This window comes from Vibrio barjaei (genome assembly GCF_001639065.2).
GTDB lineage: Bacteria > Pseudomonadota > Gammaproteobacteria > Enterobacterales > Vibrionaceae > Vibrio > Vibrio barjaei.
On the sequence record NZ_LQXO02000033.1, the window covers coordinates 272,279 to 293,668 of the forward strand.

At 43.2% G+C, this 21,390-nt stretch carries 23 protein-coding genes; 8 read left to right on the forward strand and 15 right to left on the reverse strand.

From position 1 onward, the window contains the following. Nucleotides 1-44: 44 nt before the first annotated feature. Nucleotides 45-791 carry a tRNA-uridine aminocarboxypropyltransferase gene (locus AWH66_RS16265; protein ID WP_172427886.1) on the forward strand — a complete coding sequence of 249 codons (747 nt, stop codon included), beginning with the start codon at nt 45-47 and terminating at the stop codon, nt 789-791. Nucleotides 792-942: 151 nt separating this feature from the next. Further along, nucleotides 943-1,851: an N-acetylglucosamine kinase gene (gene nagK, locus AWH66_RS16270; protein WP_006074168.1), complete on the forward strand. Its 909-nt coding sequence runs from the start codon at nt 943-945 to the stop codon at nt 1,849-1,851. Nucleotides 1,852-1,917: 66 nt separating this feature from the next. Here the strand turns inward: nagK and yegS are convergent, their stop codons facing one another. Both yegS and AWH66_RS16280 read right to left on the reverse strand, forming a co-directional pair. Continuing rightward, nucleotides 1,918-2,820: a lipid kinase YegS gene (gene yegS, locus AWH66_RS16275; protein ID WP_063606353.1), complete on the reverse strand. Its 903-nt coding sequence runs from the start codon at nt 2,818-2,820 to the stop codon at nt 1,918-1,920. A 45-nt stretch (nt 2,821-2,865) separates the two neighbouring features. Next, on the reverse strand, nt 2,866-3,669 hold the full coding sequence (locus tag AWH66_RS16280) for a Cof-type HAD-IIB family hydrolase (protein WP_063606354.1): 804 nt from the start codon (nt 3,667-3,669) through the stop codon (nt 2,866-2,868). 148 nt (nt 3,670-3,817) lie between these two features. Between AWH66_RS16280 and queE the strand changes: the two genes are divergently transcribed. Together queE and queC are read left to right on the forward strand one after the other, a co-directional pair. Then, a complete protein-coding gene (queE, locus tag AWH66_RS16285) occupies nt 3,818-4,498 on the forward strand; it encodes a 7-carboxy-7-deazaguanine synthase QueE (protein WP_063606355.1) in 681 nt (226 codons plus the stop codon). 17 nt (nt 4,499-4,515) lie between these two features. Next, complete coding sequence (gene queC / locus AWH66_RS16290) at nt 4,516-5,202, forward strand: 7-cyano-7-deazaguanine synthase QueC (protein WP_063606356.1); 687 nt, start codon at nt 4,516-4,518, stop codon at nt 5,200-5,202. 34 nt (nt 5,203-5,236) lie between these two features. Here the strand turns inward: queC and AWH66_RS16295 are convergent, their stop codons facing one another. The 4 genes from AWH66_RS16295 to AWH66_RS16310 form a co-directional block, all read right to left on the reverse strand. Then, entirely contained in the window at nt 5,237-5,596 is a 360-nt protein-coding gene (locus tag AWH66_RS16295) for a DUF2750 domain-containing protein (RefSeq protein WP_063606357.1), read from the reverse strand. Between the two features lie 121 nt (nt 5,597-5,717). Then, on the reverse strand, nt 5,718-6,341 hold the full coding sequence (locus AWH66_RS16300) for an OmpA family protein (protein ID WP_063606358.1): 624 nt from the start codon (nt 6,339-6,341) through the stop codon (nt 5,718-5,720). A gap of 1 nt (nt 6,342) precedes the next feature. Continuing rightward, on the reverse strand, nt 6,343-7,662 hold the full coding sequence (locus AWH66_RS16305) for a TolC family outer membrane protein (protein WP_062459753.1): 1,320 nt from the start codon (nt 7,660-7,662) through the stop codon (nt 6,343-6,345). 384 nt (nt 7,663-8,046) lie between these two features. Beyond that, nucleotides 8,047-9,237 (reverse strand): class I SAM-dependent methyltransferase, encoded by a 1,191-nt coding sequence (locus AWH66_RS16310; RefSeq protein WP_062459756.1) that lies wholly within the window; start codon nt 9,235-9,237, stop codon nt 8,047-8,049. Nucleotides 9,238-9,387: 150 nt separating this feature from the next. On the opposite strand from AWH66_RS16310, the gene yccX reads away from it, so the two are divergent. Continuing rightward, a complete protein-coding gene (gene yccX, locus AWH66_RS16315; RefSeq protein WP_063606359.1) occupies nt 9,388-9,663 on the forward strand; it encodes an acylphosphatase in 276 nt (91 codons plus the stop codon). 4 nt (nt 9,664-9,667) lie between these two features. Here yccX and AWH66_RS16320 read toward each other — a convergent pair whose 3' ends face one another. From AWH66_RS16320 to AWH66_RS16345, 6 genes are all read right to left on the reverse strand, one after another. Beyond that, nucleotides 9,668-9,997 (reverse strand): TusE/DsrC/DsvC family sulfur relay protein, encoded by a 330-nt coding sequence (locus AWH66_RS16320; RefSeq protein ID WP_063606360.1) that lies wholly within the window; start codon nt 9,995-9,997, stop codon nt 9,668-9,670. A 146-nt stretch (nt 9,998-10,143) separates the two neighbouring features. Continuing rightward, the gene (locus AWH66_RS16325) at nt 10,144-10,806 is read right to left on the reverse strand and encodes a Bax inhibitor-1 family protein (RefSeq protein WP_038230452.1); all 663 of its coding nucleotides are present in this window, start codon (nt 10,804-10,806) and stop codon (nt 10,144-10,146) included. A 218-nt stretch (nt 10,807-11,024) separates the two neighbouring features. Beyond that, nucleotides 11,025-11,774 (reverse strand): amino acid ABC transporter ATP-binding protein, encoded by a 750-nt coding sequence (locus AWH66_RS16330; protein ID WP_031496112.1) that lies wholly within the window; start codon nt 11,772-11,774, stop codon nt 11,025-11,027. A 21-nt stretch (nt 11,775-11,795) separates the two neighbouring features. Further along, a complete protein-coding gene (locus AWH66_RS16335; RefSeq protein ID WP_062459765.1) occupies nt 11,796-12,893 on the reverse strand; it encodes an amino acid ABC transporter permease in 1,098 nt (365 codons plus the stop codon). A gap of 1 nt (nt 12,894) precedes the next feature. Continuing rightward, nucleotides 12,895-14,097 (reverse strand): amino acid ABC transporter permease, encoded by a 1,203-nt coding sequence (locus AWH66_RS16340; protein ID WP_063606361.1) that lies wholly within the window; start codon nt 14,095-14,097, stop codon nt 12,895-12,897. 70 nt (nt 14,098-14,167) lie between these two features. Next, nucleotides 14,168-15,196 (reverse strand): amino acid ABC transporter substrate-binding protein, encoded by a 1,029-nt coding sequence (locus tag AWH66_RS16345; protein WP_006074559.1) that lies wholly within the window; start codon nt 15,194-15,196, stop codon nt 14,168-14,170. Nucleotides 15,197-15,653: 457 nt separating this feature from the next. Here AWH66_RS16345 and AWH66_RS16350 point away from each other — a divergent pair, with 457 nt between their 5' ends. After that, on the forward strand, nt 15,654-16,592 hold the full coding sequence (locus AWH66_RS16350; RefSeq protein ID WP_063606362.1) for a siroheme synthase: 939 nt from the start codon (nt 15,654-15,656) through the stop codon (nt 16,590-16,592). Between the two features lie 41 nt (nt 16,593-16,633). Here AWH66_RS16350 and AWH66_RS16355 read toward each other — a convergent pair whose 3' ends face one another. Then, the gene (locus tag AWH66_RS16355) at nt 16,634-17,116 is read right to left on the reverse strand and encodes a YajQ family cyclic di-GMP-binding protein (RefSeq protein ID WP_038230458.1); all 483 of its coding nucleotides are present in this window, start codon (nt 17,114-17,116) and stop codon (nt 16,634-16,636) included. Between the two features lies 1 nt (nt 17,117). Then, nucleotides 17,118-18,182: a 3-deoxy-7-phosphoheptulonate synthase gene (locus AWH66_RS16360; RefSeq protein WP_063606363.1), complete on the reverse strand. Its 1,065-nt coding sequence runs from the start codon at nt 18,180-18,182 to the stop codon at nt 17,118-17,120. Between the two features lie 261 nt (nt 18,183-18,443). Here AWH66_RS16360 and AWH66_RS16365 point away from each other — a divergent pair, with 261 nt between their 5' ends. Together AWH66_RS16365 and AWH66_RS16370 are read left to right on the forward strand one after the other, a co-directional pair. Further along, on the forward strand, nt 18,444-19,352 hold the full coding sequence (locus AWH66_RS16365; RefSeq protein WP_063606364.1) for a putative PEP-binding protein: 909 nt from the start codon (nt 18,444-18,446) through the stop codon (nt 19,350-19,352). Between the two features lie 127 nt (nt 19,353-19,479). Continuing rightward, nucleotides 19,480-19,959: a PaaI family thioesterase gene (locus AWH66_RS16370; RefSeq protein WP_063606365.1), complete on the forward strand. Its 480-nt coding sequence runs from the start codon at nt 19,480-19,482 to the stop codon at nt 19,957-19,959. Between the two features lie 38 nt (nt 19,960-19,997). On the opposite strand, the gene AWH66_RS16375 is transcribed toward AWH66_RS16370, so the two are convergent. Beyond that, nucleotides 19,998-21,347: a hypothetical protein gene (locus tag AWH66_RS16375; protein ID WP_063606366.1), complete on the reverse strand. Its 1,350-nt coding sequence runs from the start codon at nt 21,345-21,347 to the stop codon at nt 19,998-20,000. Nucleotides 21,348-21,390 lie beyond the last annotated feature (43 nt).

The window sequence follows — 21,390 nt, forward strand, 5'->3', positions numbered from 1 at the left end:
AAAGTGTACCAGAGTAGAATCCCGCCACCTTTCGCTAGAATACCATGAAAATGAGACGTCACGCCTTCCATAAAATGTACGATGAGCGCCTAGCCGCGGCAACTAAACCATTTAATGCTCGTGGAGCGAAAGTCATACGTTGTAAAAGCTGCCAAATTGCGCAACAGTATTGTATTTGTGAGTACCAGCCAAAACCGAGCAATGACTTTGCAGTATTGCTGTTGGTTTCTGATGCGGAAATTCTGAAGCCAAGTAATACAGGCCGCCTGATACTTGATACGGTCGAAGAAGGTTATGCGTTTCCTTGGCATCGAACTGAAACTCAACCAGAACTCCTTGCACTGCTAAAAGATGAGACCTATCAACCCGTCATAATCTTTCCAGAAGATTATGTTGATGATAAAAAGCGTTTAATCGACCAAAACCAGTTCGAAGTAGAGGGAACTAAGAAACTCTTGTTTATCCTTTTGGATGGCAGTTGGCGTGAGGCTAGACGTATGTTTAGAAAGTCACCATATCTCAATCAGTTCCCTGTGTGTTCGATTAAGCCTGATGCTTTGTCTAACTATATGATGCGAAAGTCAGAGAACGAAGATCATCTTGCTACCGCAGAAGTTGCGAGTATTGTCTTTGAGCAATTCGGGTCATTGCGTCATTCGATGATATTGAGAGAATGGTTCGCGGTTTTCCGCGAAAGTTACATGTTGAGCAAAACGCGTCTCTCTCCAGATTTGTCGCGACCAGCACTGAATAATTTCATAGGTCTAATAAAAAACGAGAACTCGCTCTAAAGTTCCAGTTCTAATGTGATGGCTTGTTGAACAAGCAGTTCGAACAAGGGCATAAATCCGCTCTACGTCACGGTTTGAGGGGGTAGGGATATGGATAATGCCAACAGTTATCTATTTTTTGCCTCAAGTTGAGGTTAGCAAGGAGAGTTGCATGTATTACGGCTTTGATGTCGGTGGCACTAAAATTGAATTTGGTGCATTTAATGAAAAACTTGAACGCGTTGCGACAGAACGTGTACCTACACCAGGCGATGATTATCCGCTACTAGTAGAGACCCTAGCAGGTTTAGTGGCTAAGTACGATGCAGAACTTGGAACCGAAGGTAAAGTAGGTCTTGGTCTGCCTGGTATGGAAGACGCTGACGACGGAACTGTACTCACCGTAAACATTGCATGTGCGAAAGGCAAACCTCTGCGTAGTGACCTAGAAGCGAAGATTGGTCGCGAAGTGAAACTTGAGAATGATGCAAATTGCTTTGCATTGTCTGAAGCATGGGATGACGAACTGAAAGATGCTCCATCTGTAATGGGTCTAATTCTTGGAACTGGCTTTGGTGGTGGGTTGATCTACGAAGGCAAAGTGTTCTCTGGTCGCAACCACGTAGCCGGTGAACTAGGCCATATGCGACTGCCTATTGATGCTTGGTTCCACCTTGGTGAAAAAGCACCGCTTCTTGATTGTGGGTGTGGTAAGAAAGGGTGTTTAGATAACTACCTATCTGGACGTGGGTTCGAGCTACTTTATGCAAATTATTATGGCGAGAAGAAGAAAGCAATCGACATAATTAAAGCACGTGAAGCCGGTGACGCTGATGCTATTGAGTTCGTTGATATGTTCATGGAACTGTTGGCTATTTGTTTCGCTAACATCTTCACGGGCAACGATCCGCATGTGGTTACTTTAGGCGGTGGTCTGTCTAACTACGACCTTATTTATGAAGAAATGCCTAAGCGCATCCCTAAATATCTAATGTCTGTGGCGAAGTGCCCGAAAATCGTAAAAGCGAAGCACGGCGATTCAGGTGGTGTTCGTGGTGCAGCATTCCTTAACATCAAGTAGTGTTGAGTAGATTAAAAAAAGCGACCAGAAATGGTCGCTTTTTTGTTACTTGCATTAAGCTGAAAATCAGTGACTCACTAGCATTGGGCAGTGCTCTGGCAAAACCAATTGGATTGTGTTCGGCAGCACACAAAACTCGATATTGGTAGCTTCGATAGGCTCACCATCTAAATTTACAGGCATGATACCATCGGAAATCCATTCAATGGTTTTTACCTGATTACGTTTAACGAACGTTCCACTATAACCATCATCTTGCATTAGTTCCTCAATTACGGCAGTAATATCGCTGGGGGTGAATTCCTCAAGCGACACCACATCTAAATAGCCGTCGTTGATAAAGGAGGTTGGAGAGAGTGCTTGGCCACCACCGGCCATTCTGCCATTGCAAATAGCGCCGACAACCACATTGCTTGTGACAGTTTGACCATCAAACTTCACCGTGCCTTTAAAAGGTTGGAAGTTAATGGCTTGAACGAGGCCTGCGAGCGTGTAGGCTCCTCCACCAAGGAAATTTTTTAGGGCAATAGGTGTGTTTGCGGTAACTTGTGCACCAAACCCCGCTGTAGCGATATTCACAAAGTGACGGTCATTCGCTCTTGCAGCATCAATTGGCTTAGACGTTCCAGAAACAGCTAACAGCAGGGCATCGTAAGCAGAATTGGTTGGGATGGAGCAGGCAGTCGCAAAGTCGTTAGCGGTTCCAAGTGGCAAAACCGCAACTTCCATTGCGGTGATATTGTTTTTTAGAAGTGCATCGACTACTTCGTTTATGGTTCCATCGCCACCTCCAGCAATGAGCCGAGAGACGCCTTGAGCAGCCGCTTCTTGTACTAATCTTTCAATATCGCCTCCTTCCCAAGTCACACGGACTTCTAAAGGGTAACCTTCACCACGGAGTTGATAAATGGCTTCTCTAATATCATCTTGAGCAGCTTTCTTTCCGTTAAGTAGGAGGCGATAAGTCATATTTCTTCCTTAAAACAGTATGTTATCTAGTCAATGCAATGAAGACTATAGCACAAACTTTTCAATGGCCTTAGCCACGCCGTCGTCGTCATTACTGTCGGTAATGTAATCGGCGATAGATTTTGTTTCTGGCATGGCATTCGCCATAGCAACACCTTTACCAGCGAATTTGATCATATGATGGTCATTTTCTGCATCACCAAAGCACATGGTTTGTTCGTACGGGATATTTAAGTGATCGGCAATAACTTTGACGCCTTCACCTTTGTTGCTTAAAGGGTTCAAAAACTCAAGGAAGAATGGGGCGCTTTGTACGATTGTATAATCGTCATGGTAGCGCGCTGGAATTTTACCGATGCCGTCGGTTAGTAGAGCTGGTTCGCCAACAATCATCGCTTTGATGATCTCATGATCGTCCTCTAGCTTATTGAAATCATAGATAGTGATGTCCAGTTTATTGATCTCAGCTTCGTGGTCTGTGAAAGGATTCGCTTCTGTAGCAATCAAACCCAATTCGCGGCTAAAGGCATGGCAATGCAGGCCGAGCTGTTTCGCTAGGTTCGCTACTTCTTTGGCGCGACGACCATCGATGATTTGTTGATGAAGTACTTCACCTGATACCACCTTCTGTACATAGGTACCATTGAAATGGATGACGTAATCTTCTTCACCGTTCAAACCAAGCTCATTAAGGGCATCTAACATACCGTTGAGTGGACGACCAGATGCAAGCACCACTTGGACGCCTTGCTGTTTTGCAGTTTGGATAGCTTGTTTAGTACGCGGAGAGATTTTTTTATCAGATGTTAGTAGGGTTCCATCCATATCGATGGCAATGAGTTTATACACGTTACTTACCTAAAAAAGAAATAAATCAAACGCCTCTAGGATATGAAAAAGCGCGTTACACTACCAGAGATTTAGTATGACAGTTTGTATTGAATTTCTTGGTCGCATCCTTTAAGGTCTGCTCATCTTATATAATTGGCATGATTTGATGAGTAATACTCGATTTAAAATCAACGAGATGTTTGAAACCATCCAGGGTGAGGGCATGTTTACCGGCGTCCCGGCGGTATTTATCCGACTTCAAATTTGTAACGTAGGCTGTTCGTGGTGTGATACGAAGCAGACATGGGAAGCGAATGATGAAGACGAACGTTCGTTTGGAGAAATCATCACTAAACAAGGTGATAGCCCTACGTGGAGCGATGTCGATGCGGCGGAAATTGTAGCTATGTATCAATCGCAGAAGTTCAACGCAAAGCACATTGTGATTACTGGTGGCGAGCCTTGTGAGTATGACCTAACCGCGTTATGTGAAGCCTTTGAAGCCATTGGATGTCGTTGCCAAATCGAGACCAGCGGTACTTCAGAAATAAGAGTCACGCCAGCAACCTGGGTTACGGTATCACCAAAGGTAGCAATGAAGGGAAAACTCCCTGTACTTCCTTCGTCGTTAGAACGTGCTGATGAAATCAAGCACCCAGTCGCGACGCAAAAGAACATCGACCAATTAGATGAGCTTTTACAGGGTGTAAAGTTAAACAGTGATGTGGTTATTGCGCTTCAACCAATCAGCCAGAAGCCACGTGCAACTGAACTGTGTATTGAAACTTGTATTCAGAGAAACTGGCGTTTATCAGTTCAAACACATAAATATTTAAGTATTGCTTAAAGGGCGAGGAGATATTGATGAAAAAGGCAGTAGTCGTTTTTAGTGGCGGACAAGATTCAACAACTTGCTTAGTCCAAGCACTTAAGCAGTACGATGAAGTACACGCAATTACGTTTGATTATGGCCAACGCCATAAACTGGAGATTGAAGTAGCGGAAACATTAGCGAAGAAGCTCAATGTGAAAGCACACAAAGTCATGGATGTGAGCTTGCTCAACGAGCTTGCCATTAGCTCATTAACTCGCGACGATATTCCTGTCTCACATGAGCTTCAAGAAAATGGTCTTCCAAATTCATTCGTGCCGGGTCGCAATATACTATTTTTGACACTGGCGGGTATTTACGCCTATCAAATCGGCGCGCAAGCAGTCATTACCGGTGTGTGTGAAACGGACTTTTCTGGTTACCCTGATTGTCGAAATGACTTTATCAAAGCCATGAATAGTGCTTTGGTTCAAGGCATGGACAGAGAGTTTGATATCGTTACGCCACTTATGTGGTTAGATAAGGCAGAGACATGGGCGCTGGCCGATAAGTTTAATGCGCTACAGTTAATCCGAGAAGAGACGTTAACTTGCTATAACGGTGTTATTGGCGACGGTTGTGGAGATTGTCCATCTTGTGATCTTCGATCGAACGGACTGAATCATTATTTAGAGAATAAGACCGAAGTCATGGCTTCTCTGAACGAGAAGTCAGAATAAAAAAATAGAGGCTGAAAGCCTCTATTTTTTGCGTTTATTTAGCGTTTAAGTACAACTTAGCGATAGCTGATGGTTCCATTTCTTTACCATCTAGCTGACTGTTCCAGTTGGTACCGATTAGCACACCATCTTCATCGAGAGTTAGTAGCCAATCTTCTACAAAGATATCAAGTGGGATGTGTAACACTTCAAAATCAGCCCACTCTTCAACGTTGTGTGTTTTTGCGTCTTCCTCAGACGACCAAAACGGCATAACTTCTGTGTTTTCGAACTCAGTAGAATCGCACGCTAACCAGCCATCTTCATTACGCAGGCCCCAGACAAGCTGGTTTTTGGTGGTTTCCTCAATAAACAGGTTAAGGTTTTGTTCGATATCTGAAGTTAATTTACTCATCACTTTATACTCTTAATAAGAATTGCTACAAGGTTAGCATGAGATACCGAATATCTAAATGAATTAAAACAAAAAGAGCGCTAATACATAGCGCTCTTAGTTTAACTGAGTGAAGAGTGAACTATTTACCGATAGTAGTAAAGATAGTCCATTCTTTTTCTACTTCACCTTTATAACCAACAACAGAAGCAACGACTTTTCTGTTCATCGCATGTGCAAACTCGGTATCACCAAGCTCTTCTGGCTGGGTATCGCCATAGCCCACAATAGTTAAACGTTCAGGGGCAATGCCGTTGTTGATGATAGCTTCACGAACAACCTCAGCGCGATTCTTCGAAAGTACCAAGTTCTTCTCTGGGTTACCAACAACACTCGCATAGCCTTGAATTTCAATAGTGGTATCTGGGTATTCCTTTAAGAAGTCCGCCATTTGGCTGATTTGTGTTTGGAACACTGGCTTGATATATGTTGACGCATTATCAAACAAAATTCTCAACGCCATCGTATTTGACACGTCGACATATTGTTCACAGCCATCGTTATCTAAAGCAGCGCCCTCAGGTGTCGCAATACATAAGTCACGAGCATTAATAACGCCATCACCATCGTCGTCAATTAAATCGGCTTTTTGATCGGCGAGAGGGGTAACGATGTAGTCGTATTTATCATTTTCAGGCGTTGTTGCTGATGCAAAAAGCGGCAGAGAAACAAGGCCACATAGCAGTAATTTGGTCTGTAGTTTCATATTAATACTCCACCTTCTCGTTCCACTCTTTTGGAGTGTCAACTCGTAATGCTGCTAGCAAATCACCAGTAGCATTCATCACTCGATAGCGAGCAAACTGCTCAGCGTATTTAGCGTCTAAATAACCTTTACGAGCTTCGAACAGCTCGTTTTCGGTGTTAAGAACATCAAGAAGAGTACGTTTGCCTATCTTGTATTGTTTTTGGTAAGCAACAACAGTGTCAGAAGCAGAGTCGACGTGATCTGACAAAAACTCACGCTGCTGAATGGTGAATTCTAAACCTGTCCAAGAGAGTTTTAACCCTTCTTCTACCATGCGATAGGTTCTGTCACGGAAGTCTTTGGCTTTGTTGAGTTGGTAGGCTGCAGCTTCAGTGCGATCGGAATCTGAGCCGCCATTGTATAAGTTGTAACGCATTCTAAGCATAGCGCGAGTTTCATTATCGGTACCGATATTACCACCGGCATCGTCGCGCCAGTTATGGCCTGCATCGATATAGAAAGTAGGGTAGTTAACCCCTTTGGTTTGTTGGTATTGGAAACGAGCAGAGTCTACATCCACCTGTGAGACTTTGATCACTGGGTGGTGCTCCATTGCGATTTTTAGTGCGTCATCTACGGTTGGTGGAATAGCAACTTCATCAGCTCTAGGATATTTGAGACCTAAAGGAGCTTGCCCTACTAGGCGTTTAAACTGTGTATGTGTATCGAAAAGGTTGTTCTGCGCGGCTAGTAAGTTACCATGAGCTTTTGCAATACGAGCTTCGACTTGTGAAAGGTCTGCGGTTGAACCAATACCTGAGTCAACACGCTTTTTAATGTCTTTATATATTTTCTTGTGTACTTCTAGATTAGCTTCAGAGAGCGCTAATATTTCGTAGGCTTTGGTTGCGTCGAGATAAATCTGAGCAACTTCAAGCGCAATGTCTGAGGCATCTGCGAGTAATTGATATCTCACGGACTCTGCTTCCGCCGCAGTTCGATCCATATCGTTTAATGTCTCGTTGCCGTCCCAAATTAATTGAGTAAGACTAATACCAACTTCCTTTCTAGTTAAGCTCTCGTTCCGACTGTTCAAAGAGTTTTCACGGTCATAATCCGTTCTTTCGTAGCCGATACCACCGTCCAAATCGACTTTAGGACGATACGCACCAACAGAAGCTTCTGCGTCATATCGTTTACTGACGTATTCGTTATAAGCGGCTTTAATATCAGGGTTGGTAGCAAGTGTATTTGCTACGGCTTGCTCTAATGTTTGACTGCTAACCGGAAGGCTAAGGGCTACAAAACAAGCGGCTGCTGTTAGAGTGAACCTGTTCAATGTTATTCTCCTTAATCCTTGGCTAGACGAATTGCTGATTTTTGGTTTTGAGCTTGCAAATTCATCACTTCTACTCACTACTATTTATTCGAGTCAAGTCATAAACTTAGGTAATGCACCATAGAATTACTATAGCGCACAACCTTGTTCTTTCAACCTAGCTCGATCACACCTTGAACCTAAAGAGGGATAGGTACAGGCTAGATGTTAGCTTTGTTATACATTGCCACATACTATTGAAAATAGTAGAGAAATTCGTTAATTCAATTAGGGAAATGAAAAAATGTCTTATTTTTGAGACAGCTCAATCAAAAAAGCCATTCTTTTCTAAAAAAGAATGGCTTAGAAAGTGCTGTAGAGTCTTGACTCTAGAGTGCATTAGGTCTAAAGAACTTTACAAGCAAAACCTTTTAAGTAGAAGCCTTCCGGGTAAGCGGTATCTGTTGGGTGGTCTGCAGCTTGTTCAAATCGTTCTACAAACTTAACAGAACGGTTAGCATCTACAGCGGCGTCTGCGATTATTTTTTGGAATAATGCGCCGTCCATTAACCCTGAGCAAGAGTAAGTCAAAAGGGTACCACCGGGCTTCAAGATCTGCATTGCTAGCATGTTGATATCTTTATAGCCGCGACAAGCGCCATTGAGCTGAGCTTTCGATTCGGCAAACTTTGGTGGGTCCATGATAACCACATCAAACTTGGTTCCTTGATCTCGGTATTCACGCAATAACTTGAAGACATCTGCATTGAGGAATACCGCTTTTTTCTTCTCAGTGAAACCATTCAGCTCGGCATTATGTTTCGCGGTATCAAGCGCCAGTTGAGAAACGTCGGCGTTAATGACACGTTTGGCACCGCCTTTTAATGCATAAAGTCCAAATCCACCGGTATAACTGAAGCAGTTTAGTACTTCTTTATCTTTTACATACTTTTGAGCTTGATACCGGCTATCGCGCTGATCCAAGTAGAACCCCGTTTTGTGACCGTTAATGATATCGACGCTAATTTTTACGCCATTTTCTTCAATGACGACTGGTTTTGATGGTGTTTCTCCATGCAGTACGCCTGTGCGCTCTTTTAATCCCTCTTTTTTACGAACCGATACATCAGAACGTTCATAAATAGAGCATTCTGGGAAGCACTGCGTAAGCGCTTCTACAAGGGAATCCTTTTGGAATTCTGCTCCGGCACTGAGCAATTGGCAAACTAGGAAGTTTTCATAGCGGTCGATGGTAATACCCGGTAAGCCATCAGACTCTGCTGCGATCAAGCGATATCCTGTCAGGCCATCGCGTTCAATAATGTCTTCCCTTAGTAATTGTGCTTGGTTGATACGGCTTACGAAAAAGCTCACGTCAATATCTTGTTTTTCGAAGCTCCACACACGTGCTCGAATCTGAGAGTTAGGAGAGTATGCAGCTTTAGCTAACCATTCGCCATTGCTAGCGAACACGTCGACTGTTTCGCCGAGTGACGGTTGGCCATCGACGTGAGAAATACCTCTAGAGAAAATCCAAGGATGTTTGCGTCGAAGTGACTTGTCGCGACCTTTAACAAGATGAATAGCTGGAGCCATGGGATGCCTTACGAAGTTGAAACAGAGAAAAGGTTGGCTATTTTGTGTGAAGATTCAAACAAATGCAAATAGAGTTCCGCTAACCTGACTTAGAAACTGTATAGATGGACTAAAATCAGCTTAGCACGCTGTTCATGCAGGAGAGAAGATATGACTCAAATTTGTCAGAAGGTTGTTGTGAAAGGCATGGTTCAAGGAGTAGGGTTTCGTTACCACACTTGTCATGAAGGGTTAAAATTGGGACTGACTGGGTATGCTAAAAACTTATATGATGGCTCGGTTGAGGTGGTTGCGTGTGGTGATCAAGCCAAAGTTGAAGCTTTGTGTGAATGGTTAATGCAAGGCCCAAGGACCGCAACGGTTGATTCGGTGACCAAAGAGCCTTGCGAACAAAGTACTGTTTACAGTGGTTTTAAAATTCTCTAAGTACTTATAAGCACTTTGCAGGCTTTGGTAAACCCGCAAGTTTAGTAGCTTGCTTTGCCGGGCCTTTTTTGAACAGCTTGAATAGATATTTACTGTTTCCTTTTTCCGGACCATGTGCCTTTTCCATCGCTTTTACCAGCATTCGTACCGCAGGTGAGGTGTTAAACTCCACATAAAAGTCGCGAACGAACATTACAACCTCTATATGTGCATCGGTCAGCTCAATACCTTCATCTTGTGCTAGAGTTTCGATCATCGCAGGCTCCCAATCTTGATGATTGAGCAAATACCCTTCGGCGTCGGTTTCGATGGTTTTACCGTTAAATTCAAACATGTTTTTGATCTTGTAATTGAAACACGTGGCAAGGTTAGCCTAGTTACACGCTTTTTTTCAAGAGTGGTAGGGTGGTTTAATCAGTATTTAGATACAAAAAAGCCCAAGAACTTGCCTTGGGCTTTCCTTAACATCCAGCGACTTGATTAGTCGTCGTTCATAATGCCTAGGATAGATAGTAGGCTGATGAAGATGTTGTAGATAGAGACATACAAGCTTACGGTTGCAGAGATGTAATTAGTCTCACCGCCGCGAACGATTTGTTGAGTTGTAAGCAAGATAACACCTGTTGAGAACAGGATAAACATTCCGCTCATCGCTAGGTATAGCATTGGCATTTGTAGGAAGATGTTTGCAACCATACCTACCAATAGCACAACGAAACCAGCTAGTAGCATACCGTTAAGGAACGATAGGTCACGCTTGGTTGTTAGTGCGTAAGCCGATGCGCTTAGGAACGCTAGAGCAGTACCACCTAGAGCTGTAACAATAACATCGCCCATACCAGCGCCAACATAAGCGTTAAGGATAGGACCGATTGTATAACCTAGGAAGCCAGTAAATAGGAATGTAAATACCAAGCCCATGCTGTTGTTGCGGTTCTTTTCAGTAAGGAAAAGCAAACCGTAGAAGCCAACTAGCATAATAATCAAACCTGGGCGAGGTAGGTTCATAGCCATAGAAAATGCTGCAACGACCGCAGACCAAAGTAGCGTCATAGATAGCAGCGCGTAAGTATTTCGCAATACTTTGTTAGTTTGCAGTACACTCGCTTGAGATGAACTGCGAGATACCATAGGATCGTTCATAATCTTCCTCATAGATGATTGTTTTTACTTATATGACTATTTATGGGGCTGTTTGTTCGAAAAATCAAGTCCACAAATACAAGTCATTGAACAAAATCATAATAAAAATAACTGGTTAAGTGTGTAGTAAGTTGTAACACGATATTTCTACGTTGCAAATGGCAAAACAATGTAAAAATGGCGGCTTGAAAAAGCCGCCATTTCTTATCAAGAGCCAATCAGTGATGAAGTATCTGACTTAGGAAGTTTTGCGTTCGATCTGATTGCGGATTTTCAAAGAAATCAACAGGATTGTTTTCTTCGATTATCTCTCCAGCATCCATAAATATCACTCGGTCAGCAACCTCTTTTGCAAAACCCATTTCGTGCGTTACACACAGCATGGTCATGCCTTCCTCTGCGAGTTCTACCATTACATCCAGTACTTCTCTAACCATTTCTGGGTCGAGGGCTGACGTTGGCTCGTCGAACAACATAACCTGCGGGTTCATACACAATGAGCGAGCGATAGCTACGCGTTGCTGCTGTCCACCAGATAGTTGACCAGGATATTTGTCAGCTTGATCTGGGATTTTAACGCGCTCAAGATATTTCATCGCAATGGCTTCCGCTTCTTCTTTTGGCATCTTTTTGACCCAAATAGGAGCAAGTGTGCAGTTCTCCAGCACCGTTAGGTGAGGGAACAAGTTAAAGTGTTGGAAGCACATGCCCACTTCACGTCGCACCGCCTCGATGTTTTTCAGGTCTTCAGTCAATTCGTTACCAGAGACAAAAATGTGTCCCGCTTGATGCTCTTCTAATCGGTTGATACAACGAATCATCGTTGATTTACCTGAACCAGAAGGACCACAAATTACGATTTTTTCACCCTTTTTAACATCAAGGTTGATATTTTTCAGTACGTGGAACTCGCCGTACCACTTGTTCATGTCCTTTAACTGGATCATGTAATCTTCTTGTTGCGTCATAATACGTCCTCGAATTTCCGTTTATCGTTTGTGACCGGTATGCAGTTTGTTCTCTAGCCAAATCGAGTATCTCGACATGCCAAAACAGAACACCCAAAACACTAACGCGACAAATACATAACTTTCCGTAGCAAAACCAAGCCACTCGGGGTCGGTGTTTGCGGCTTGGCCAATACCCAGTACATCAAACATACCAATGATGAGTACTAGACTGGTATCTTTAAATAAACCGATGAAGGTGTTTACGATTGAAGGAATGGTAATCTTAAGTGCTTGCGGTAGCACAATAAGCCCCATTTTTTTCCAATAAGTAAGACCTAGCGCGTCTGCTGCTTCATATTGGCCTTTTGGAATAGCTTGTAGACCACCACGAATAACTTCCGCCATATAGGCCGCACTGAACATGACAACGCCAATCAATGCTCTAATAAGCTTGTCAGTTTCTACACCTTCCGAGAAGAATAACGGCAGCATTACCGATGCCATAAACAGAACAGTGATTAGCGGAACGCCACGCCATACCTCGATATATACTGTACAGATACTGCGAATAATCGGCATCTCTGAACGTCGACCTAAAGCTAACGCCACACCAATAGGTAGAGAGACGATAATACCCACAAGAGCGATGATCAGCGTAACAAGTAGGCCGCCCCATTTGTGCGTTTCTACTACTTCAAGTCCAAACACACCTCCGTATAACAAGCCAGCAGCAATGAAAGGATAGATGTTCACAAAGAACAACCAAATCCATAGGCGCTTAGGCGTTCGTTCATAAGCAAGCAAAGCAACGAAAATTGCCAGAGTTGCGTAGAACAGGCGAGGGCGCCATAACTCAGCTTGAGGATAGAAGCCATACATGAACTGTTCCCAGCGAACGCTGATAAACACCCAACACGCGCCTTCTCTCGAACAAGCGTCGCGAGTAGTACCAACCCAATCTGCTTTGAGAATAGCCCAATCGAACGTATACCAAAGTAGAGAGAGAGCAAAGTAGCCTAAAACAATCGTTAGTAGAGAGTTGGCAGGGCCATTAAATAGATTCTTTCGTAACCAACCAACCACACCAACAGTATTGGCTGGAGGCGGAAGGTCCGGTTGAAATTGATGCTGTGACATATTACCTCTCCACCAATGCAACTTTCTTGTTGTACAAGTTCATCAATGCAGACGTCACCAAACTCAAGGTCAGGTAAACGGCCATAGTCATTGCGATGATCTCAATGGCTTGTCCAACTTGGTTTAACGTAGTACCAGCGAACACAGATACTAAATCTGGGTAACCTATCGCCATAGCTAAAGAAGAGTTCTTTGTCAGGTTAAGGTATTGGCTGGTGAGTGGTGGAATAATGATCCTCATTGCTTGAGGAATAACGACCAGTTTTAATGTCCGAGATTTAGGTAATCCGAGAGACATTGCTGCCTCGGTTTGACCATGGTTTACAGCATTAATACCTGAACGAACGATTTCAGCAATGAAGGACGCCGTATAGATACTTAAAGCAAGTGTCAGAGCTGCGAGCTCAGGAATAATGCTAATACCACCTTTAAAGTTGAAGCCTTTGAGTACAGGGTATTCCGCCGTGATAGGCATGCCCATAACAAAGAACACAACAACAGGTAATACAACGATTAAGCTCAAACCAATACGAAACATTGGTGTTTGTTGACCGGTAAGCTTTTGTTTGTTCTTAGCCCAAATATTAATAATGATGGTCGCAATAATGCCGAGTATAAAAGCACCGATCACCAAACTACTGCCTTCTCCAAACACTGGAGCAGGGAAGTAAAGACCGCGAACATTTAAGAAAATAGCTTCACCTAGGCTCATACTTTGACGAGCGGAAGGTAGGGCCTGAAGGACAGCAAAGTACCAGAAGAAGATCTGTAACAATAAAGGAATGTTTCGGAAAATCTCGATATACACTGCAGCAAATCGACTAACTAGCCAGTTAGAAGAAAGTCGAGCAATACCGATGACAAATCCGAGAACAGTAGCTAACACAATACCTAGCACAGAGACTAGCGCCGTGTTTAAAAGCCCCACGAAAAAAGTTCGGCCATAAGAGAAGGTTTCGTCATACTCGATCAGAGTAAGACCGATTCCAAAGCCAGCTTCTTGGTTTAAGAAATCAAAACCCGTTGCGATGCCTCGAGCAGCTAGATTGTTTAGCGCATTGTTAACGATCGTATAGAAAAAGAGTCCTAAAGCGAGAACGGCGATAACTTGGAAAACAATAGAGCGGAAGGTGGGGTTGTATAGTAGATTTGCGCTTTTCGCAGGTTTTTTCTGCGGTGCGACTTGAGTCGTAGTAGGTTTCATACAGCTATAACCTCAAATCCTTTTAAAAAAAGGGCGGATGAACCGCCCTTATTTGAGCACTTAATAGTTATTAGCGGATTGGTGGCGCGTACATGAAGCCGCCAGCATTCCATAGTGCGTTTACGCCGCGTGAGATTTGAAGTGGTGAACCTTCACCTACTGTACGCTCAAAACTCTCGCCGTAGTTACCTACTTGTTTAATGATTTGGTAGCCCCAATCATCACGTATGCCTAGGCCTTTACCCTTAGGACCATCAACACCAAGGATACGCTTGATGTTTGGATCTTTAGACTTCAACATTTCATCTGCGTTCTTAGACGTGATGCCATATTCTTCAGCGTTCACCATTGCTGCTAGTGTCCACTTAGCGATGTTGAACCATTGGTCGTCGCCTTGACGAACTACTGGGCCAAGAGGCTCTTTAGAAATGATTTCTGGAAGAACGACCGCTGAGCTTGGGTCTTGGAGATTTAGACGAAGTGCATATAGACCGGATTGGTCAGTTGTTAGCACATCACAACGACCTGAGTCGAAACCTTTTGACGTTTGAGCTGCAGTATCGAATACTACTGGCTTATATTCCATACCATTGTTACGGAAGTAATCAGCTAGGTTCAGCTCAGTAGTGGTACCTGATTGAACACAAACAGACGCGCCGTCAAGTTCTTTAGCGCTAGAAAGACCTAGATCTTTCTTAACCATAAAGCCTTGACCATCGTAGTAGTTAACACCAACGAAGTTTAGACCTAGTGCAGAGTCACGGTGTAGAGTCCATGTTGTGTTACGTGATAGTACATCAATCTCACCAGATTGAAGTGCAGTAAAACGTTCTTTTGCAGTCAATGGAACGTATTTAACTTTGGATTTGTCACCCAATACCGCAGCAGCAAGAGCTTGGCAGTATTCTACGTCAATACCTTCCCACTCACCTTTTGAGTTAGGGTTAGAGAAGCCTGGAAGACCAGTACTAACGCCACAGGTTAAAACGCCAGCTTTAGTGACTTTGTCGAGAGTGCCGTCAGCAGCAGACGCTGATGTACTCATCATTGCAGCAGATGCCGCTACTAAAGAAGCAATAAGAGTGAGTTTCTTTGCCATTGTGTATCCTTCCTGTTATTTCCGTGTAAATCAGGTCCAGCCTGAATACAATGTGCTAGTTATTGTTGTGTTGCATCTTAAGTCGTTAAAATTGAACTGATTTGGTGCAATTTGTAACGACCGTTTAAAGCGTAGATAATGATTTGTGATTTCTCAAATTATTAATTTAAATAGTGTTTTGAGTTGCCACATACGTCTAAACAGTAGTTAGAATGACGAAATGTGATGATTTTGTAAATAGTGCAGCTTGGCACCAAAAGGGTGCTTCAGAGAGTGGTATGTTATATTTGTGTTAAATTAACATAATCGGTCGTTTTATTGATTTTGGTTCAAATTTTTGACTAATAAACATTAAAAATTCAGTGAAAAATTGTTTTGTGACCAATGTCTCGGTGACAAATATGCACCGTAATGGTGAATATGAATGAATAGTTATTTCGTTTAGAAAAGGAAATTTATGCGTTACTTTCCACTGTTTATGGATTTGCTAGATCGACCAGTTTTGGTCGTAGGGGGCGGAGAGGTCGCGTGCCGAAAAGTGGATACTTTAACGAGAGCAGGGGCTCGCGTAACAATAGTATCACCTCAACTAGAGCCTTACCTTGATGATTTAGTCGAGCAAGGTAAATGTTTATGGGTAAAGCGTTTCTACGAAGCTGAATTAATGCATCAGGACTTTGTACAAGTTTGGGCGACAACTGATAACCCAGAACTTAACCATCAGGTGCATAAAGATGCTAAAAAAATGGGTATTTTGGTAAATGTCGTTGATGATACCCCGTATTGCGACTTTATTACTCCATCGATAATTAATCGCGGCCGCGTTCAAATTGCCATATCAAGTGGTGGCGCCTCGCCAGTTCTAATTAGAGGTATTCGAGAAAAGCTTGAGTCCATACTTCCCATGAATACGGCTCAGCTGGCGGATTTTGCAGCTAGCAAACGTGGTGATATTAAACAGCATTTCGATACTGTCGATGAACGACGTAAGTTCTGGGAGCTGTTTTTCAACGAACCTAGGGTAGTGGAATGCAAGAATAACCATGAATTAGAGCTCGCCTACCAACAGCTCATAAATAGTGACGCAGAGTTTTCCAATGCCTGTACGTGGATTAAGTTTGGTGTTGACCCTGAACTTCTACCGATTAAAGCACTAAGAATTATGCAAGAGGCTGAAGTGGTATTCTTTGATAAGTGTTGTCCATTCGGATTTGTTGATTTGGTTCGACGAGACGCAGAGCGCATAGAGTTTCAAGATATCGCACAAGTCTCTCAAGACATTCTGAAACGCAAAGTAAACAAAGAACGAATCGTAGTGTTTGTAGACCCGCAATCTTCTTCACACAGGCTTCTTAAAGAGGGCGATGAGGAAATTGGCTTGGCGCAGATAAAATAAAAGGGCGTTAACGCCCTTTTATTCGGAACTACTCACTCGAGTTAGTCGCGGAAGTTATTAAACTGGAATGGTTGACCTAGTTCGCCATTCTTAACTAACTGCATAGTTGCTTGCAGGTCGTCGCGTTTCTTACCTGTTACGCGGACTTTGTCACCTTGAATAGCGACTTGAACTTTAATTTTCGAGTCTTTAACCAGTTTCACGATTTTCTTTGCAACGTTGGTTTCGATACCTTGTTTGAACAATACTGTTTGGTGCCATTGTTTACCAGATTGTTCAGCCGTTTGCGATTCCATCGCGTTTACATCAACGCCGCGCTTAGTCAGGTTACCACGCAAAATATCGCGCATTTGCTTAAGCTGGAAATCGCCTTCACATGACAGTTTTACGGATTCATCGTTTTGAGAGAACGATGCTTCGACGTTTCTAAAATCAAAACGCGTCGCCAGTTCACGGTTTGCATTGTCTACAGCATTACGCAGTTCTACTGTGTCGATTTCTGAAACAATATCAAATGACGGCATGTTAACCTTCCTTCTCGTTACGTTGTTTTACAGCATCAGCAAGAATGTCTAGCATTTGAACGGTATCATTCCAGCTAAGGCAAGGATCTGTGATTGATTGCCCATAAGTTAAGTTATGGAGGTCCGCCATGCTCTGGTTACCTTCCTCTATGAAGCTCTCAGCCATAATGCCTGAAATCTTGTTAGAACCAGAGATGATTTGACCAGCGATATCTTTCGCAACGTCGAGTTGCTTGCGATGTTGTTTTTGGCAGTTTGCGTGACTGAAGTCGACAACTAGGCGAGCTGGCAAGTCAAATGATGCTAACTGTTCGCATGCTTGCTCGATAGAAGCTTGGTCGAAGTTTGGTCCTGTGTCACCACCGCGGAGAATCACGTGACCATACGGGTTACCACTGGTGCGGTATACTGTCATACGACCATGTTTATCTGGTGAGTAGAAATAGTGCTGTGCTCTTGCGGCGCGAATCGCATCAATAGCAATTTTGATACTGCCGTTGGTACCGTTTTTGAAACCAACAGGGCAAGATAAAGCTGAAGCCATTTCTCGGTGAATTTGCGACTCAGTAGTACGTGCGCCAATTGCGCCCCAAGTGATAAGGTCGGCTATATATTGGCCGGTAATCATATCTAAAAACTCAGTTGCTGTAGCCAAACCAAGTTTGTTGATGTCGAGAAGCAAACCACGAGCTTTGTTCAAGCCAGTCTCAAGAGCATAAGAACCATCAAGATTAGGGTCAGTAATTAAGCCTTTCCATCCAACAACTGTGCGTGGCTTTTCAAAGTAGGTGCGCATGACGATAAATAGTTCGTCTTTATACTCATCTTGAATTGCACTCAAACGCTTAGCGTAATCTAGAGCAGCTTCGGTGTCGTGAACTGAACAAGGGCCCACGATGCAAAGAAGACGATCATCTTCTCCACTTAAAATACTTTCAATTTGACGGCGAGAATTAGCAATGCGCTCTGCAACGTCATCCGTAATTGGGTGGTTCGTACTCAATTCTGACGGAGTCGGCATTGGACCTAATGCCTGTGTTCTTAGTTCATCTGTCTTTAATGGCATGGTGCAGCCTGCAAATTTATTACGAAGCGGTAAAGATAAACGAAATGACAGTTAGAATAAACCTCTAATCCCGAGATAACCGCATCATTTGCATTGAATCATCCTTCAGAAAACACACATTGGTTAAATTAGAATCAAAGTTTGGCTTTATCTTCGTGCTACAAAAACAATGGTCACATTTAATTAAAAGGAATCCCTTGTATTCATTGGCGGGAGTCGGTATTTTCCCTTTAAAGCAAATAACAATAGCACGGAGCAGCAATGGGGTACGACACTATCCAAACTGGCCAAGAAGAAGCCGAATCAACAACCAATCTAAACCTTGGAAATGTATTACCTAGTTTTGGTGAGCAGCAACCTGCTACCCATCTTTATGTATCTATTTCTGAGCTCATTATGGAAAAGATATTTTTTCACCCTAACTACGCCTCAATAGCTGACTCTCTCGATACCGTAGAGCTCGACGCAATAAATGCTATCTTAGGTGAGCAAAGTGCTTCAGAGTTTTTTGTCGAGACGTTGGTGAATGCAATTAAAGCGGCGAATATTACTTCTTACGACACCGTACGTCTTGAACTCAACGATGCAAATAGCTACGAGATGAGTGCTTTACTAGGTGGAGGTGCTGAACCTGATGAGGTGAACCCTTGCCTCGGACTCCGTGGTGTCTCTCGATTTGCTTCTGACACTTATAAAGTGTGCTTTGCGCTTGAATGCGAGGTGATAAAGCGTTTGAGAGCAGACGGTATTAATGTAGAAATCGTTGTGCCTTGTGTACGCGCCTTGAGCGATGCCGCTAAAATCATTGATCGACTCGCTGAGCAGGGCTTGCCACGAGGCCTTAATGGTCTAAAAGTATTGTTTGCTTGCGATACTCCTTCTGCAGTGCTGTTGTCTGAACGTTTGCTTCAATATTTCGATGGATTGGTAATTAAAGCTGAGAGCTTGACTCAATTGACCTTAGGTGTCGACATCAATCAAGAAGAACTGGTTCATCTATACGACCCTCAAAACGAAGCGGTACTAAAGCTAATTAAAGAAGCGGTTACCGCCTCAAAAGAAGCACGAAAACCGGTTCTGCTGACAATTGGAGCACTTGACGATTATCCAGTCCTTAAAGACTTCATTGCTGAGCTAGGTAGATTCGACGTGTATTCTACTGCAGCTTAATCACGGCGGTATTAAAGTGAAAAGCTCCTATCTTCTTACGAAGTTAGGAGCTTTTTATTAACAATTTTTTGACATCCCCTTGGCTTTCTAGTTTACTGGTCAGACAAGTATAAATGAGGGAAGTCGTATGTTATCGCCGTTACAAAAGGCTAATTTTTACCTTAACGCGTTCGGGTTTATGAAGGTGCCGCTAATTTGGTTATGCCGTCCAAAATTACTGGAGTTGAACGAAGAAAAGGTCGTAATTAATATTCCATTAAAGCGACGTACGAAGAATCACTTAAACAGTATGTATTTTGGCGTGCTAGCGGTTGGTGCTGATGTGGCCGGCGGATTTATGGCGATGAACAAGGCGCAAAAACGCGGTAATAAAGTGTCGTTGGCATTCAAAGAGGTCGAGGGCAAATTTCTGAAACGTCCAGAAGCTGATGTTCAATTTGTATGTTCTGACGGAAAGCTTATTGATGAAATGTTAGATGAGACGATAAGAACGGGAGAGCGTGTGAACAGACCAGTAAAGATTACCGCCATCTGTCCATCACTACATGGCGACGAACCAATGGCGGAGTTTTCGTTGGTCTTGTCATTAAAAGCTAAGGCTGCGTAACCTAGCCAACCAAACTGTGTGTACTCAAACTTTTAGTACTACAGCGGGATCTGTTCTATATCGACAATTTTCGAACGGCTGAGCACAATTTTCCAACGATAGTAAACGGGTTCGTTACCATGGTTGTGCTCCTTCACAATTAGGTTGAGCAAGTGACGTTTTTCTAACGATTCTTTCACTACTTGACCGTCTTGGAGCTTATAAAAGCGGTTGTTGGATTTGTCCATCAATCTCGTCAACGCTCGGAAGTTAATATTGATGATTTCGCGAGTTTGATCATAACCACTGGTAAATTTAGAGGTCGCCATGTCGGTCAGTGCGCGATAGTGCAAGATTTCTTCTTCTCTTTGAACCACGCGCTTCTTACGAATAGACTTAATTCTATCGGGCATCTTTTCGAACGTGGTGTAATCCAGCCACTCAATTTTCCTGCCGACATCTTTCTTTGTGGTTGCATCGATATAGCGTCTGCGCCACTTCGGTTTTCCTCTTTGTATCCAGCGCCACATGATATCGCGCAGGTCATCTTTAAATACTTCCCGCAATGCGTAGATAACAGAGAGAACAAGAATAAACGAAGCGGTAATCTCGCCCAGATAATCGCGTGCCAATATGACCGCGGACGTTACGAATAACATCACAAGTCCAGTCGCAGTACCTTTAATAACCCGTTTGGTATTACTGCCGACTGAGGTTGATTTCTCTTGCAGCACAACAGGGTGTTCAATCAAACGACGCAACAATCTCATTTTATTGCTAAGACGAGTAGGGTCTTTACGAACTTTTTCGGAGTTATAGTTGTTAAGATTTCGATGTGCCTGTTCTTTCTCTACAATGGTAATAAGTCGATCTTTTAAAGGAGTGTATGTCTTACCGTTAGGGATATAGACCACGAGTTCGAGAAATTTCTGCCCGGTATACCAAGATAAGTAATTATCAATGTTGGCATAGTGACGTTTAAGGCTTTCTTCATAAGGAATCGAACGGCGCATCTTCTTAAGAATATCAAGAGCGAGTTCAATGACTTCATCTATTTCATCTGCGGTGACGTCTTCCTTCGCTGTTTCTTTTAAGGTTGCAACGGCTTTATCGAGAGCGATAACGTATTGGTAGGCGAATAGGCTCAAACTGACGCGGTATTGAGTATTAGAAAGGCGCCCTCGCTTTGCTAATCGCGAGTGAACGAGCGGCAGAAGTGTTTCATTACTGTAGTAGGCTCGCTTTTGCGAAATTGAATCGTAGTAGAAATCTGTTTCGGATACTAAATGTGACTTCATCCCTAGCTCGTTCGGGACGAATAAGTAAACATCCAAATCTAATCTTTTTGAATTTGCCATCACGTGTGCAATTTTGAGTGTAATGGCGTCTTGCTTGTCGACGGTGATCAAACAACTTCTCCGTGTGCTTTGATAACGTTAAGCATATCAGAAC